Here is a 15,652-nt window from a genome sequence, read left to right as displayed (position 1 = left end):
TGCGTTCTCCTTTCGACCGCCGTGCCCCGCGCGGCTGCGCCGGTTCATTTTTGTGCCGGTGGGCGTCAACGGCTCCGGGATGTGTTCCCTCGGCCATGTCTGCCGCGGACTGCGATGCCCGTTGTTGCGCATCCCGCGCGTGCGGGTGACCCCGCGCAGGGCGGGCACGCCATCGCGGAAGGCAAAATAAGGCGGCGCCGGATCGCTTCGCGACGCCACCGGACCAGGCGCATGCCTTGTCTGGCGGCCTTGCGATGTTTGACAATGGGCACAGGGCACAGGGCACAGGTCGGCGAGGACATTCCAGACCCGTCCTGGTGGTGGACATGACGAAGGGTGAGATGGCGTTACCGGCCCCGAGTGACGCGTGCGCTCGAGTGGGCACCGGCGTGGCCCGCCCATCGTTCAGGCGTGCATCCAACTTGACCTCGCGAAGGGACGCGCACCATGATCACACAGCAAGCAGAAGACGCGCAGTTCACGGCGCAATGACATGAACCAGTTGCCAACCCCGGAACAACTCGCCGTCGTGGAAGACGACGAATTGCATGTGCTCGCAACCAGCTGGCGCAAGCGCGCGCTCCATGGCGACAAGGAGGCCAACGGCATCGCCCACGCACTGGAGGTCGAACAGCGCCGCCGCGCACGAACGAGCCAATTGCAACAGCTGACACCCGAGCCTGCCGCGGCAACGCGGCCCTGGTGGCGCTTCTGGCGTGACGAGGCCACTGCCCGAGAGGATGGCGACGACGCCACGTCGTCCTGAAGACAACAGGATCCCTCGCGGGCGCGGCGTTTCCGGACGGACCGCGCCCGGCACGGCCGCTGCATCCGCCCCACCGCGCCATGACTGCGCCTGCCAGTTCCGATCCCGTCGTCACGCGCTTTGCAATTGGCGTGACCGCCTGCTGCACTGCGTGCGGCAAGCCGCAGATCAGCGCCTGGACCCCGGCCGCAGCCTTGTTGCCGCCAGGATCGTGCGCGCTACGCGCTGGATGTGAAAGGTCACCGTCGGCTCCGGGATCGACGTCCGTACATGAATGCACATGCCCGCTCGACCTGCGACGCCTCGTGTCCGGCGGACGGCGCCGCACGCGCGGCCGCGCAACTCACAAGCGCGACGCTTCGTAGAAGGAGTCTGTCTCCGGCAGTTCGTCGCCCGACAGAACCGCGGACGCGTGACGCGCCGCGTCCGACGCAGCCATCGCATCCTCTGCGCACTTGATCAGCGCCTGGGCGCGCTGCGCCGGCGTCAACGCCGGGAGATCGCTCATCAAGCTTTCGGCCGTCTGCAGCGCCACGCTGGCCGCGCTAAGGCACATGTGCAGACCGACGCGCATGCGATTGCCACGCTCGTTCTCTTCGCCAATGCGACGTTCCGCCTCGCGTTGCTCCGGGGTGAGTTGCGCAAAGTCTGTGGCCGACAGTGTGGGCACCGCCTGGATGCCGAGGTATCGCGTCGTGATGATTTCTTCGATCGACGTGCGAGCGTGTTCGATGGTCTGCAGATCGTTCATGTATCTCGGGCGGGTGTCGTCCTGGCAAAGCAGGGCATGCCCCCTCTGGTGTTCGATGCAGAGTGTCCCATGCCATGCGTCACCATGGCGCGGTCGGGCCTCCGGAGATCACGCAAGGCGGCACTCCATCACATATCCCTCGACGCCAAAGGAGTCTGCCACCGCAGCAGTCGCGGACTTGCACGCACCGCAACGCCCGCCCGTCCGTGCCCGACTTGCGCGGCCGCTGTGCGTACAGGCGCCGAGGCGCGTGTGTGCAGCAGCGCCTTGCACCTGCAACCTTGCAAGCAGCAACGCAGTCCTCGTGCAGCGTGCGTCTCGGCCACTACGAACCAGGCACCCCCGGGAACTCTCCCAGTCTCCGGTACCGCGACCCGCGCGACGCGAGCTGCACAGGGTCTGCGGGAAATTCATGCAACCGTCTCTTTGCAAGCACCGGTTGATGCCCCGTCGAGTTGCGCTACGAGGTGTGTGCCCTGGAGCCTTCGGCGCAATCCGTCGCGAAAAGCGCTTGCGCGTCGTCGAACCCTCCGCACGCAGCGGCGTCACGCCATGTGTCGGTGAATGGCTCGCTCAGCGGACCCGCAACGGCTGCCGAATCGCACGCTTCGGACGTCGCTTGCATGCCCTCCACAGTTGTGCATCAATCACGGGGAGGACACGACATGAAGGAGATACGCCTGTGCTGGTCGAGATGCCAGTTCAACGACGAAGGTCTGCCGGTGACCGGCGGATTGTGGATTCCCGCGACGCCATGGAACCGGGAACTCGCCGAACGCATGCGCCAGGCAGGCAACGAGGTCTACGGGCAACACACGCACTGGATCGAGGAACGTGAAGCCTGAGCGATGCCCTCGTCGCGTGACCGTCGCCTGCCGCAACCGCATCTTCCATCCTCCAGGAACGGATCCGCACCGATGCATCATTGTTTCGAGACGATTGCTCCCCACCTTGTCTTCGCGCGTGAGCCATGTGCCGCGCAAGCAATCCGTTGCGGCATCCGCACCCACCGGCATCCATGCGCGCAGCCTCTCCCGGGCCGAGGCGTTCGTACGCGAGGCTGCCAGGCCCACCGACTCGCTGCGACACTGCGGCAACGTGGAGCATGCGGACTGCTGAAACACGAAGGCGCCGCGCCAGCCGTGCCGACCGTCGCGTGACGCAGGTGCATGAGCATGAGCATGAACGCACCAGGCCCGAGGTCTTTCTGGCCACGATCATGAAGAACCGGTACTACCCCCAATACTTCCGAGCCAAGCGGCCCTACTACAACAACGCCTTTGTTGCCGACGTGTATCGCCACGCGACCGATCTTCGCTTGCCGGTGGTGAAGTTCGTGCGAGACACGGTCCTCGCGTCGGCGCAGCGCGCGGGACTGCCCGAGTCCGTGAGTCCGCAGCATTTCCTGCATTGCGAATCGCCGATTGCCCAGACCCTGGTGACGCTCGAGTGGTTCGACACGCCCCTGTACGACATCAGCCCCGCGCTGCTCGAAGCACTCGCGCATTCCGATACCGGCGACATGCGCCTGTGCGACCTGCGCTCGCCCAACCACATCTACTACCTGCACTGGGGTCCCCAGGACGATCTGCTGCTCTACGGGCAGATCCCGGTGGAAGGCGTTGTTGTTGCGATCGTGGAGCACAAGTGGCAACTGGCGCTGGTCGGGCGAACGAGCGAAGGCTGGCCCTCGTCATCGACTGTGCGCGACAGTTTCATGCTCAAGTTCCCCGACCACACCCAGGAGCTGCCTTTTGCGCTGGCCGTCGAACGCGCGATCGCAGCCGGCGAAGACGAATTGCGCGAAGTGTTCGCGGCTTCGCAGGCCGGACTCAACCAATGGCACATGACCCAGGAGATCCACGACCGCATCCATTCGGAAATGCAGGCCAATGCGCCCGTCGTGAAGCAGGCACTGGCGCTCGCCGGCAACTGCATGGCCTACCTCACGGCGTACCCCGGGGATTCGAGATTCGACTGGGAAACGGACGCACCGCCGAGCATGCTCACGAAGCTCACCCGGGGCAGCAAGGAAGCACAACGCACGTCCTCCAAATTGAAGAACCTGGGCTACCTCCAGATCCATCGCGTGGGCCTGGATTTCCAGCAGAGCGTGGAAGCGGTCGAGGCCGCGCAACGCCACTCCGAAGGCGATGGCCTTGAAGGCGCCCACGCGAGCCGTCGCCCGCACTGGCGTCGTGGCCACTGGCGTCATCAGGCCTACGGACCCCAGATGTCCCAACGCAAGCTCCTGTGGATGCGGCCGACGCGGGTGCTCGGCGGACCCGTGATGTCGCGCGCCTGAGCACGGCGCAGCGTCCCGCGTACCAACCCGGTCGCGCGGCCCGCAAGCGATCGCTTGCCACGGCCGACTCAGCGCCCTTGCGTTTGCGCTCGACCGGAAAAGTGGCCCCATCCGCCGACGGCCACCGTTGAAAAGTAGCTGTCGTCAGCGCCGGTTCGCCCGAGCGCCAGCTCAAGCGACGCGCAAATGCATTGGATTCCGCCTTCGCGAATGTCCATGGGCACGCTGGCGTACGATGCGAGCTGGCGCATCAGGTGCGATGCCTTTCTGGCGAAGAGGGGCATGCCGAACAGCCGGGGGACCACTCTCGGATCCAGCGAGACCTCGATCAGGGCCACCCGACGAGCCTCCCCCGCGTAGTGCACCTGGAAACGACCGCCAAGCCAGAAATCCGTCAAGCAGCCGCCATCGGCGATTCGGTCAGCGCGGTGTTCACACGCGCCCAGTACGTCGTGGACCGCCCGGGTGTCGCTGCCGATGCGCAGCGGGCCCACACAGAAAAGTGGCAAGATCTCCAGATCGACCATGATTGCGCTCCGTGCGAACTCAGCTTCCACCCCCCTGGGCGCCCCCGCGCCAGCGCCTTGGCACCGCCCTGGCTGTTGGAGGAAGACAGATGCCGGTGGGCGTATGCCATGGTACACGCCGCCGCGACCTTCTATCCGATCGGATGGCCCGCCGATGCGTCAAACGCGGCAGATTCCGCTAGTCCACCCAGCCCGTGTTGCACGAAACCACCCATGTCCGTGCCAAGCTCGGCGCAAGCAACGGCCATCGCGTCGCCGACTCGCGCCGTTGTCCGTCCGTCAACATGACCCGCGCATTGGCGATCTCCGCGTTGGTCAGCCGGATGCAGACGACGGCACGCCGGCTCGTGGCTACCCGGCAAGTGTCGTGGGCCGGGTCCCGGATTGCGAAGCGACATCGCTTGACTCGACGCCCTGCGACGACAGCACCACCGTCAGCAGGCAGAGCCCAAAGCACCCCGTCACCGCCGCAAAGCCGAGCGCCATGAACAGGCCAACCGACAGAACCAAGGACATGAGGAAGAGGGTCGCTTTGAGCATGGGGAAAAAGGGTCACGAAGTGCGCTGCACCGATGCCGTCGAGCGTAGCCAACCTGACGGCCAGGCGACAGTCAACCGAAAGCACTCATCGCGTCGCGACGCCGGCATTTCTTCACAGTCTGCGAGGCCGGATCCGAGGGGGACCAGCCGCCCTGCGCGCCGCATGCGCCCCTCGTTGCGCGGCATCGGTACGCGCGGGCGATGGCTCTCGCCGCGGCCAGCCCCGCTGCGCGTCGCGAATGGAGCGTCGCCTGCGACAGGTCACACCTTGCCCCCCAGCGCCGCACGCGTTCGGCCGGTGGCACGGTCGAGGGCGTCAAGCAAGGCATCGCTGGAGAAAGGCTTTTGCAGGAGCTGCTCGACGCCTGCGTCGCGCATCGACGCATCGAGCGCCATGCCGTCGCGGCCGGTGATGAACACGACCGGGACCAGGACGTTGGCTGCCCGCATGCGCGCGCGCACCTCGAAGCCCGACAATCCAGGCATCTGAACGTCGATGATCGCGCAGGCTGGCAGTCGGACGCCAAGCGACGCCAGGAATTCCTCGCCCGAGGCGTATCCGCATGCACGGTATTGCGCCTGGGCCAACACCCGCGCGAGCATGGTGCGCACGGGCGAATCGTCATCCACCACGGCAATCCACACGTCAGGCTCGACCATGCACGCACGCTAGCGGTGAATCGTTGCGATGACCACTGCGCTTTGGTTCAGCCGGGAAAGGGCGCCGCGTTGGCGAGTCGCCATGCCCTTCCACGGTTTCGTCCGGGTTCGCGCGCGGCGCTCACGATCCGCCGGGGCGATTCCCGACGGGTGGGCAAGCGCTTGCGGTCCCCGGGCCAAAGACGACGACCTGGATCGCCAAGCGACGGTGCGGCGTGCCCGCACTGGAGGCCGCATCCCTCGCATGTTCCCATCCACGTCATGCCAGCAGGCCTTCCCTGATCGCGAAATACGTCAGTTCGGCGTTGCTCGTCAAACCCAGCTTGTGAAGCAGATGCGCTCGATAGAGCGTGACCGTCTTTGCGGAAAGGCTGAGCTGCCTCGCGATGGCGGCCGGCTTCTTGCCGGCGGCGATCCCGAGCAACACCTGAAACTCGCGCCTCGACAAGCGCGCAGGCGCGCTCACTTCGCGCTCGCTGACTTCAATGGCGAACTGGCGCGCCAGTGCAGCACTCACATAGCGCCCTCCCGCAGCCAGGCGCCGAAGCGCAACGATGAGATCGCCCGGATCGCTCCCCTTGTGCACAAAGCCATGCGCGCCCTCCCTGAACGCCTTCCTCGCAAACTGGGTTTCCGCATAGCCGCTGAAAACAAGGACGTACAGGGCGGGGGCGCGCACCCGGATCGAGGCGAGCATGTCGAGGCCGCACTTGCCCGGGATCGACAGATCGAGGACGAGGATCTGCAGCGGGAGGCTGTCAACCAATTGAAGCGCCTCGTGGGCGCTGCGTGCCTCCCCGACCACGGTGAACTCCTCGTGATCCCGCAACAATTGACGCAGCGCCTGGCGGACGACCGGGTGATCGTCGGCGATGCCGATCCGGGTCGGCGCCATCTCGCGCAGGGTGTTGAAGTCGTTGGAGGACGCTGGAATGACCATCGATTCCGGACGGAAAGCAGTGGCGACGCAGTGACCATCGTAGGGTCTTCACCTTTACGAAAACTGAACGGCAGCGCCAGCCGCGATGGCGTCGAATGAACCCGAAGACGGTTGGCGATGACCGCAGTGCTTGAAGGGCGCGTGTGCGTCAACACCTTCGCGGCCGGGCAAGACTCGAGCGGGTGTCGACATCCCGGTTGCCGGTGCAATGACTGCGAACCCCCTGCGCAAACCACCAAGGGCCATTTCCATGCCTGCATCGCGTGACGTCCCGCGACAGTGCCAGGTGCCGCCAGCGACGCTGGCGCGCCGCGACAACGGTGTGAGGTCGCGCCACACACTGAACCGGCGCGCTCCGAGCCGGCCGCGAGAGTGCATGGACTGGCGCCGACGCCGACCGCGCTGCGGGTCCGATGCCGCGCGCGTTCAGTCCGTCCGGCGGTGGCCCTCTCGCCGCCAGAAGACCGGGATGCCCTCGCGCGCACAAAGCGCGTGCGCCTCCAGATCGGACAGTTCGCTGACCACCGTGTCGGCGAACTCCGGCGCAGCCAGCTTGTTGTTGTCGGCGCCAACCCGCATCGGGCGTATGTCGGGCGGCGGCGATGGCCGGCTCACTTCCGTCGGTTCGGGCGCGGACTGGCGGGCCTGGGGACGTTGAAAGAACTTGCGCATGGATGCAGGCAGGGAAGCGAATTGAGCGGCCTAGCGGACGCCAAGGAAGATGTCGATGGCCAACTCGGCGTTGGCGAGTGCACCCACCTGACGGGCAATTCGTTGCGTTGAACTGGCGGCTGACGTGGGCGCACGGGGCCGGGCCGCACAAATGCACACGAAGCCGTCGAAGCACTGGGGGGCGGTAAACGGATGCGGCATGCACGATATTGTCTTGCCCCGCTGCCCGCGGATGAAGGAAAAATTGCACGGCTTCGTCAGCTTGTTGGCGTGCGGTCGCGCCGGCCGTGCCTGCCTGCGTGTTCCGCGCGGCGCGGTGCGCGATAGCGATCCGCCCGCGCTGGCGTGCAAGACAAGGCGTTGCGCGTGCTTCTCTCCCGCCCCGCTTCACCCACCGCGCGCCATCCATCCGAGACGACATGATGTCGGTGCAAGGAGCGATCGGGGTCTGCGGGCGACCCGCGGCGACCACGCAAGCCGGGATCGAACTCGATCAGCGTGTGATGAGACGCGTCATGATTCTGCGCGTGCGATGAAAAGATGAAGTTCGCATGGCGCGTTCACTCCCGTTGAGGCCCTGTTGCCGGGGATGCGTGCCCCGCATGCCAGCGCGCGCGGCCTCGCCGACACGCCTGTCCCCGCGCTTCGGAAAAATGCGCCGATCACGCGCATCAGCCGGACGGGCATGGAGCGACAGACGGCGTTGTCCTTGCCGTGGCCAGACGGCAAATTGGGCCGTGGCGTTCAGACCGGAGGTGACCATGAAGACAGTTGAAGGCGGCGGTGAGCCGGTGGCGAGGGCGCGGGGCGTCGAAGACCCTGCCGACCCAGCGAATGATCGCGATGCCGAGGTCACGCTGAATGTCGCCGGCCCCGGCGTGGCCGCCTCGATCATCCGGCTCACCAACGCGGTCAGCATGCGTCTTGAAGAAGACGCGAAAGCGAGTTCCGCCTCGGGCAGCAGGGCGCAAGCCGCCGCACGCCGGCAGGAATACGACTACTTCTCAGCACGGGTTTCGCACGCGGAAGAACAGATCCACGGCCGAATGACCTGGCTGCTGCAATTCAACGGCTTGCTGTTCGTGGCGCTGGCATTCCTGAAAGCTTCGCCTGCGGGCGACAGCAGGAATGCCGACATCGTGGCGCCTTGGGTCGTCGAGTTTCTGCTCGGGGCACTCCCTCTTGCAGGCCTGGGCATCACCCTGTCCGGGTGGCTCGGGATCCGCGGTGCCATCCGGCAGCTCAAGGACCTCGGCCGTCAGTACGCGCAGGACCTTCAGCGCATTGCCCACGAGAGCAGGTGGCCCACGCCATTCGGTGACGCCCGCGCCCATTGGTACGGGACCACCCCGGCACAGCTCGCGTTGGCACTCCTGTGTTCGCTGTGGCTCTGGCTGCTCGCGCATCGTCTCTGGCCAGGCGGGATCGAAACGTATTCCAGCCTGTTGCTTCACGCACTGGGTGCGTTGCCCGCCCGCATTTTCGGGGGGACCTGAGAACTCAACCACCTGCTGCGCGGCATGTGATGCGACTGCCAGCGCACGAACTGCGGGCCAACGGCCGGGTCTGTCAGCGGGCGCCCAAGATCTCTGCGAAGCTCAACGAAGTGGAGCGGGGGCGCAGCGACTCGCATCGGATGAGCGCAAGGCCACCAGGAACAACAAGAGTCCAAGCCGTCGCGGATGCCCTGCGTCGGTGGCTGGCGCGGTCGCTGGACGATGCGACCTGGATGGACAGCGTCCACGCGAGTGAGGCTGCAGGTGAGGCTTGGCGTGCGCTCGCGACATGGACCTTCGAGTCGGAAAGAAGAAGGGACCCGTCGCTTGGTGGCATGCCACGATCGCGTGGCGCTGTCGGCCATCGAGTCGCGCGGCGCCAATTGGTGATGCCGGGTCAGTTGTGCAAGCACCTCTTGCACAATTCAGCAGAGCGCGCGGACTTCCCATCGCGCGCCGTGAAGCCCATCGCATCCTGAAACGCCGCGTCAGGAAAAGAACCAAGCCGCAGCCACGTCGGCCCTGCCTGCGGCGAACAGAAACCCCCGGAAGGCGCCAGCGCCGGCAGACGACGGGAATAGGCTTGCGCGTCCCCACACTGGCGTCGCCGGGACGCGTGACGTGTGTCCTTGAGGGTTCATCAGCGAATGCGGGTCCGCCTTCAGCGTGAGTTGCTCGGCGTCAAGCGCCTCGGCCCCCTAAAATCCAGGCCCGAATGATGTGCGCATGCATGCGGCCTCTGCAAGACCAGAGCCCCTCTAATGGGCTTCATCGCCCTCATGGATATTCCCCTGGACAGTTCATTCAGCTATTCGACGCCGCGCGCTCAGCCGATCCTTGACCGAGAAATGTGTGTCGGGACGCAGAAGTGTGGGCGCCGCCAGTGCGTCGTTCTTCAGCGGAGCGGGAAGGCCGGGATTGACTTCGCCTGACGTCGAGACAACGGCGCTTGTCGCCGAACTGCGGACCCTGATCGAGGGTGCCAGGATGCGCGCGGCAACGGCTGTCAACGCAGAACTCACGCTGCTGTACTGGCAAATCGGGCGGCGGCTGCACTCCGAAGTTCTCGGCGGCGAACGCGGCGCCTATGGCGAGCAAATCGTGCGAACTGTGTCGACGCGCCTGACCGCCGAATATGGCCGTGGCTGGGGAGAGAAGCAGCTCAGGCATTGTCTCCGCATCGCGGAGACTTTTCCCGACGAGGAGATTGTCTCCGCGCTGCGGAGACAATTGAGCTGGACGCACATCAAGACGCTGATGTACCTGGACGACCCCCTCAAACGGGACTTCTACATCGAGTTATGCCGGCTCGAACATTGGTCATCGCGCCAGTTGCAGGAGCGCATCGGCGGCATGCTCTACGAACGCTCCGCGATCTCGCGCAAGCCCGACCAGACCATCGAGCACGATATCGCGATGCTCAGGCAGACCCAGCGCCCGTCGGCCGACCTGCTGTTGAAGGACCCCTACATCCTCGACTTTCTCGGACTCAACGACCGCTACCTCGAGCGTGATCTCGAAGACGCCATCCTGCGCGAGATCGAGAAATTCCTTCTGGAGCTCGGCGCCGGCTTCACCTTCGTCGCACGGCAGAAGCGCATCCAGATCGACCAGGATGACTTCTACATCGACCTGCTGTTCTACAACCGCAAGCTCAAGCGTCTCGTTGCGGTCGACCTGAAGGTGGGCGAGTTTCGGGCCGAGTACAAGGGCCAGATGGAGCTGTACCTGCGTTGGCTGGCCAAGTTCGAGCAGGAGGTCGATGAAAACCCGCCGCTGGGCATCATCCTGTGTACCGGCAAAAGGCGCGAACAGGTCGAACTCCTGGAACTCGACAAAAGCGGCATCCATGTCGCGGAATACCTTACCGAACTGCCGCCGCGCGAGCTGTTGCAGGCCAAGCTGCAGCAATCCATCGCCACGGCGCGCGAGCGGCTTCTTGAAGACAAGCGCTGACGATCCACAGGTCGATTGCGCGCGCAAAACGTTGCCGCGGGTGCGCAACCGCTCAAGGGGCACGCGGCAGACCGGTCGTTCACCGCTCGGTGTCGTTCGTGCCACCGACAACCCGCGTCAGGGAAGCGCCATCGCTGAGCCAGCGTGCGCAGTGGCTGTCGCGACCCCCTTCGGGCGCACCACGGGAAACGGTGGCAGCCCGGCCAGTATCTCGCGCCCATAGCGCATCGTGACCAGGCGTGTGTCGCAGATGGTGATCACTGCGTGATCGGTCACGGTGCGCACCCCGCGACCGGCCCACTGGGCCAGCTTCATCGCGGCGCGCGGCACGGCAATCTCGACGAACGGATCACGTCCCTGACCCGTGAGCCATTCGGCCAACGCTTCTTCGACCGGGGAATCGGGCGGGGCGAATGGAATCTTGTCGATCACCACATGCTCACACAGCCTTCCCGGCAGGTCGATACCCTCGCCGAAAGACTGCAGTCCGAAGAGGATGCTGCGCTGCCCGCGCTCGACGCGACGGCCGTGCTCGGCGAGGAGCTCGGTGCGCGAGCGCTCGCCCTGCATCTGCACCTGCGCCCCGACGTCTTCCGGCAAAGCCGCGTGACAGGCCAGCATCTGGCGTTTGGAGGTGAACAGCACGAGCTGGCCATACCGGTGCTCGCGCAGCAGCATTGGCAAGACTCGGCACAGGTCTTCCGAAAACTCCGCACTCTTCGGAGAGTGGGCCATCGGCGCGATCCGCAGCTCTCCCTGGCGCCGGTAGTCGAACGGCGACGCGACCACCACGGCGCGCCGTTCGGGAAAGCGGTTCATCCCGCTCAGGCGATCAAAGAAGTCGAAGCGTCCGCAGGCGGTCAGCGTGGCGGAGGTGCAGACGGCTGCACTCACGTTCTTCCACAAGCCGCGCGACAGCGCCTGGGCCGCCGTCATCGGGCTCGCGCACAACCAGGCGTCCACGTGGAGAGGGCCCGGCGTGGCAAGCACGCCGGGCGTGCCGCCTGTGGCCTGGGAGGGGGCCTGGGCGGTGGCCGCGGCGCTTGCCGGGGAGGGCGGCGCATATTCGAGCCATTTGGCCCACGCCACGGCATCGTGCGTGGCCCAGGCGCTGAAAAGCCGTTGCAGGGCCAGGAGCCGAGACAGGTGTGCGCCGAGTTCCACGCCGACGCGCACCTGCTCTTCGCGTTCTGCAGGCGAGCGCGATTCGTCGGGCTCCTTCAGCGCGCCGGCGATCGACTCCACCACCGTCGCGACCGAGCCGAGCAACGCCGCCAGTTGCTCGCATTCCGGGATGAGGGCCTCGGGAATCCGCCCCTGGAGAAACCGGTGCACCGGCCTCTCGGCGTTCACCAGTTGCTTGTCGGTCCAGTACGCTTCGAGCAGCCCAAGCTTGTCCGTGCATTCGGTGATGGCTTGCCCGAAGACCGTCAGATCGGGACGCGTGGAGGCCGGCATGTCCCGGCTGTGGCGGTTGGCCAATGCGCGCAAGCTTGACAGCAAGCTCACGCTTGCGCCGAGCCGGGCACGGCAGGCGAACTGTTCCCCCGCGATGCCGGGGAGGTGGTGCGCCTCATCAAACACGAACAGCGTATGGGGCGCATCGATCAGCGCGCTGTCCGTTTGCAGCGCCGCGAGGATCAGCGCGTGATTGGCCACCTGGATCGTCGCCGCGGCCGCGCGGCGGCGCGCCTTGAAGAAGGCGCAGGTCCTGAAGTGCTCGCATTGACCTCCGTTGCAGGCGCTGCCGCTCGCCTGGACCCTTTGCCAGTCCTTCGGGTCGGGCAGCCTTGCCAGGCTGTCCATGTCGCCGTCCCACTTGCCGCTTCGAAACGACTTGGCGACCTTCGCAAACCAGCGTTTCGCATGGTCCGCTTCGCGCGGGGCGCTGCGGCCCGGTGAACCCGCCCCGGTGAATGTCCCCTGCGATTCCGCGTCGAAGAGGCCGTCCTGGGCGACATCGTTCAGCACACCGTCCAGGCGGCTTTCGCAGAGGTAACGCCCGCGGCCCTTGAGAAGCTCGAAGCGCAGGTCCGGGATCACCTTCGCCAGCCGCGGCAGGTCCTTGAAAAACAGTTGTTCCTGCAGTGCGACGGTGGCGGTGGAGACGATCACGGGCTTGTCCAGCAGCTCCGACGCCACGATCGCCGCGAGGCAGTAGGCCACCGTCTTGCCGGTTCCCGTACCCGCTTCGAGCAAGGCCAGATGATGGCCGGGGCGCGCCGCCTCGTTCCCGGGCAGGCTGGCACTCAGGAACGTCAGCAACGCTGCATGCATCATCTGGCGCTGGCCGGGACGTGCAATGAAGCCGGGCCATGTCCTGGCCACCTCGCCGTAAAGGAATTCCACGCGCTCACGCGCCTTGTCGAGCAACTCGGGCTCGATACCTGGCGCCGCCTCCAATCCGTCGGGCGCAAGGTCGGAACGACGTGTGCGGCTCTGCGCGGGGGACTTCATGTCGCCAATTATCGACGCGCGCGACGCCGAGCCTCGGCTGGCATGTGGTGCGATGCCGACTGGAAATATCGAGCGTGACACGTAGGCGCACTGCAGCCGGGCAGGCATCGACGTGGCAGGCTTCATCCAGCGTCTCCCCCTGCCGAGTCCCCATGGCGCGTGTGCACATGCCCGGCACCACGGGCCGGGCTCCTTCAGTGACCGGCCTGCTGGCGAACTCCATTGTCAATGCGTTGCGCCACCAGCCGAGGATGTGGCTGGCCGACGCTCGTGCGGGACGGCGCAAGGCTGCAACTTGTGCCAGCGGCCAACGATGGTTGCGCCACAACCCCTGTTCCGCTGGATGGCGCGGGGTTCAGCTTGTGCCGGGTTGGCCTGATGTGACGGATCCAACCCGACCCCGCGGAAAGAACCGGCGTGTCGGGTTGTTCGAGGGGCGGGCGTCGGAACGACTCACGCTCGCGCAACAAAGTACCGACAAACGAAGTGCATCGACATGGTCGTATGCAGGCATGCGTGCTGCAAGTGAGAGCATGTTGCCGGACGCGGGGTGAAGTCATTCCCTCGTGGTCCATCGGATGTCCTCCTCCACCCTTCCCTGGTGGAATTGACCTCAAGGCCCCGGCCCTTGGGGGTCTTTTCTTTTGGGGCCGGCGACCCCGGTTGGCCCGAATTGAAGGCGCAATGCCCACGATGCAACTTGCCACCTTGCAAGTGTCATCGTCCGACCGCGGCTGCCAAGTGTTCGGCAGGGCAGGTCAGGAAAGATGCTTTCCGACAAGCCCCGACATCTCGAACATCGTCACCTCGGGCTTCCCCATCACCGCCTGAAGCTTGGCATCACAAAGGATGTTGCGCCTGTTGGTGGGGTTCTGGAGGTTGTTGGTCTTGATGTATTCCCACAGCAACCTGACGACCTCGGTCCGAGGCTGAGGCGCCGAGCCGATGACGGCGGCGAGCTCGGTGCTGGGTGTCAGTGGGCGCGTGAATGCCGTTTGTTTCCTGGCAGTGGTCATATTCGTCTCGCAAAAGCGGTTCACTCTACCAGCCGCGCTCTCACACACCTGTGCCGAGCCCGGTCACGTCCTCGGCCCGACAATTACCGAACCAGGCCACCGGTCCATCCAAACCGAGGCGGTACCGGTGATACCGAACAGTGGGGGTGAGAGGTATGCACCTCGGTTTAAGGCTGGCCCCAATCGGCGCGGGTGTCGGCCACACCATGCCGGTGACGGGACGATGCTCGCGTCACGAACGTTCATCCGGGCCGCACCGGCGCCGCGGCTCGCTTGCTCGCTCCAGCCGTGAGGAGTCGCTGCGCGCCTTCCAGTCTGCAACCCGTCAGACCACTATCTTCCTGCCCATGAACGCTTCGCAATCGGATCTCACGTACATCCCGAAACACCGGCAACACATCGCCGGTACGCTAATTCGCGCCACATCGCGTTGCTGCAAGACAATACCACCGCAGCCCGGACCCCGACGTCGCGGCGAGAGAAGGGCGAAGCAGAATTCGCAATCAAAGGACCATGCATGAAGCAGGATCTTCAGCTGATTGTTGACCAGTCCGTGGCAGGACACTTCTACTGGACCATCGTGCACCTGGGCCAGCCCGGCGAACTGGCGCGCGTGATGGACTATGCCCGGGGTCCCCTGCCCACGCACAGCGCTGCCATGATCGCCGGGCATGCCGCTCTTCTCCAGCAACTCGAGCAGTCCTCATCGTCCGAGCACTCTTCGACGTGGGCGCCGATGCTCGCGGGTGAAGCAGGGTTGCCTGCGGATGCATTGCGCTGAGCACCGGCTGACGAATACTCCCGGGGCAGTCTGTCGCGGCAGCCGCAGCCCGAGCGATTCAGGTAGCCAAAGAAATCCGGCCCTTGGGCACCGGTCCAGGCCATCCTGTCGAAGACGCCGACCGCGAGATCCTCGCTGAAGGCTTCGATCTGCGAGTGCTGCGACGGGCCCGCGACGCCGGGTTCGAAGTCGACCCTCGATACGCCGTCGTTGATGTCGAAGATGGTCGCCGTCGACTGCCAGCGCATGGAGGCGTTCATCTGACGTGGAGCGCGCGCAAGAAGGATCAACATGAACGAATGCTTAAGGCACTGCTGCTCCTGCTCGGTCCGCTGACCACGACAGGGCTGGTGTTTGCCTTTGGCTGGCCAATCATTCCGGTGGTTCTCGGATTGTCGGCGATCACTCTGATGTCGAGCGAAGAGGGCATCCCCGAGAGGCCGCGGTGGCGAACCACTGCGTCTCTGGCGACCGTGCCTCTTGCGAAGAGCCCGGATGCTCGCTGATGAATCGCCAAGGGTCACCGCTGCGCCAATTGGCCATCCATGTCGAGGAGTCTGGACGTGCACTTTTCAATGGGTCTTGAGCGAGCTCGATGGAACGGGCAGTTCGTTGAAATCGAGCGCGCAAAGTCTGGCGCAAAGACCTACCGCCAGGCCATGCCCGACGGACTGCCCCGAACGACACCCAAACTCCCCCACCCATCGACACGTAAATTCCTCCACCCCAGCCATCGAGCTGTGAGGGTGTAGGCGGCGCCGGCATTGGCCGGAGTCACCTGCGGG

General features: G+C 65.4%; 15 protein-coding genes. 7 read left to right on the top strand and 8 right to left on the bottom strand.

Translation table 11 applies throughout. The annotated features are described in order from the left end of the window. Nucleotides 1-493: 493 nt before the first annotated feature. Nucleotides 494-766 carry a hypothetical protein gene (locus tag WKW79_RS35375; RefSeq protein WP_340339909.1) on the top strand — a complete coding sequence of 91 codons (273 nt, stop codon included), beginning with the start codon at nt 494-496 and terminating at the stop codon, nt 764-766. A gap of 343 nt (nt 767-1,109) precedes the next feature. Here WKW79_RS35375 and WKW79_RS35370 read toward each other — a convergent pair whose 3' ends face one another. Further along, complete coding sequence (locus WKW79_RS35370) at nt 1,110-1,517, bottom strand: hypothetical protein (RefSeq protein WP_340339908.1); 408 nt, start codon at nt 1,515-1,517, stop codon at nt 1,110-1,112. Nucleotides 1,518-2,182: 665 nt separating this feature from the next. On the opposite strand from WKW79_RS35370, the gene WKW79_RS35365 reads away from it, so the two are divergent. Next, on the top strand, nt 2,183-2,362 hold the full coding sequence (locus WKW79_RS35365) for a hypothetical protein (protein WP_340339907.1): 180 nt from the start codon (nt 2,183-2,185) through the stop codon (nt 2,360-2,362). 260 nt (nt 2,363-2,622) lie between these two features. Further along, the gene (locus WKW79_RS35360) at nt 2,623-3,822 is read left to right on the top strand and encodes an AcrVA2 family anti-CRISPR protein (RefSeq protein ID WP_340339906.1); all 1,200 of its coding nucleotides are present in this window, start codon (nt 2,623-2,625) and stop codon (nt 3,820-3,822) included. Nucleotides 3,823-3,890: 68 nt separating this feature from the next. On the opposite strand, the gene WKW79_RS35355 is transcribed toward WKW79_RS35360, so the two are convergent. From WKW79_RS35355 to WKW79_RS35335, 5 genes are all read right to left on the bottom strand, one after another. Beyond that, nucleotides 3,891-4,349 carry a hypothetical protein gene (locus WKW79_RS35355; RefSeq protein ID WP_340339905.1) on the bottom strand — a complete coding sequence of 153 codons (459 nt, stop codon included), beginning with the start codon at nt 4,347-4,349 and terminating at the stop codon, nt 3,891-3,893. Nucleotides 4,350-4,700: 351 nt separating this feature from the next. Continuing rightward, nucleotides 4,701-4,889, bottom strand: coding sequence for a hypothetical protein (locus tag WKW79_RS35350; protein WP_340339904.1), 189 nt, complete (start codon nt 4,887-4,889; stop codon nt 4,701-4,703). Nucleotides 4,890-5,150: 261 nt separating this feature from the next. Then, nucleotides 5,151-5,549 carry a response regulator transcription factor gene (locus tag WKW79_RS35345; protein WP_340339903.1) on the bottom strand — a complete coding sequence of 133 codons (399 nt, stop codon included), beginning with the start codon at nt 5,547-5,549 and terminating at the stop codon, nt 5,151-5,153. A gap of 259 nt (nt 5,550-5,808) precedes the next feature. Further along, entirely contained in the window at nt 5,809-6,489 is a 681-nt protein-coding gene (locus WKW79_RS35340) for a response regulator (RefSeq protein ID WP_340339902.1), read from the bottom strand. A gap of 426 nt (nt 6,490-6,915) precedes the next feature. Then, the gene (locus tag WKW79_RS35335; protein ID WP_340339901.1) at nt 6,916-7,161 is read right to left on the bottom strand and encodes a hypothetical protein; all 246 of its coding nucleotides are present in this window, start codon (nt 7,159-7,161) and stop codon (nt 6,916-6,918) included. A gap of 761 nt (nt 7,162-7,922) precedes the next feature. Between WKW79_RS35335 and WKW79_RS35330 the strand changes: the two genes are divergently transcribed. Further along, nucleotides 7,923-8,657, top strand: a complete 735-nt coding sequence (locus tag WKW79_RS35330; RefSeq protein WP_340339900.1) for a hypothetical protein — start codon at nt 7,923-7,925, stop codon at nt 8,655-8,657. A gap of 918 nt (nt 8,658-9,575) precedes the next feature. Continuing rightward, nucleotides 9,576-10,613, top strand: coding sequence for a PDDEXK nuclease domain-containing protein (locus WKW79_RS35325; RefSeq protein WP_340339916.1), 1,038 nt, complete (start codon nt 9,576-9,578; stop codon nt 10,611-10,613). 117 nt (nt 10,614-10,730) lie between these two features. Here the strand turns inward: WKW79_RS35325 and WKW79_RS35320 are convergent, their stop codons facing one another. Together WKW79_RS35320 and WKW79_RS35315 are read right to left on the bottom strand one after the other, a co-directional pair. After that, complete coding sequence (locus WKW79_RS35320) at nt 10,731-13,196, bottom strand: helicase C-terminal domain-containing protein (protein ID WP_340339899.1); 2,466 nt, start codon at nt 13,194-13,196, stop codon at nt 10,731-10,733. Nucleotides 13,197-13,828: 632 nt separating this feature from the next. Beyond that, entirely contained in the window at nt 13,829-14,086 is a 258-nt protein-coding gene (locus WKW79_RS35315) for an SWIB/MDM2 domain-containing protein (RefSeq protein ID WP_340339898.1), read from the bottom strand. Nucleotides 14,087-14,603: 517 nt separating this feature from the next. Between WKW79_RS35315 and WKW79_RS35310 the strand changes: the two genes are divergently transcribed. Together WKW79_RS35310 and WKW79_RS35305 are read left to right on the top strand one after the other, a co-directional pair. Then, on the top strand, nt 14,604-14,867 hold the full coding sequence (locus WKW79_RS35310; RefSeq protein WP_340339897.1) for a hypothetical protein: 264 nt from the start codon (nt 14,604-14,606) through the stop codon (nt 14,865-14,867). 83 nt (nt 14,868-14,950) lie between these two features. Next, the gene (locus tag WKW79_RS35305) at nt 14,951-15,373 is read left to right on the top strand and encodes a hypothetical protein (RefSeq protein ID WP_340339896.1); all 423 of its coding nucleotides are present in this window, start codon (nt 14,951-14,953) and stop codon (nt 15,371-15,373) included. Nucleotides 15,374-15,652: the final 279 nt, after the last annotated feature.

This window comes from Variovorax robiniae (assembly GCF_037889955.1).
Lineage (GTDB): Bacteria > Pseudomonadota > Gammaproteobacteria > Burkholderiales > Burkholderiaceae_C > Variovorax > Variovorax robiniae.
The sequence above is the reverse complement of the archived record's forward strand: the minus strand, read 5'-3'. Positions and strand labels throughout refer to the sequence as shown.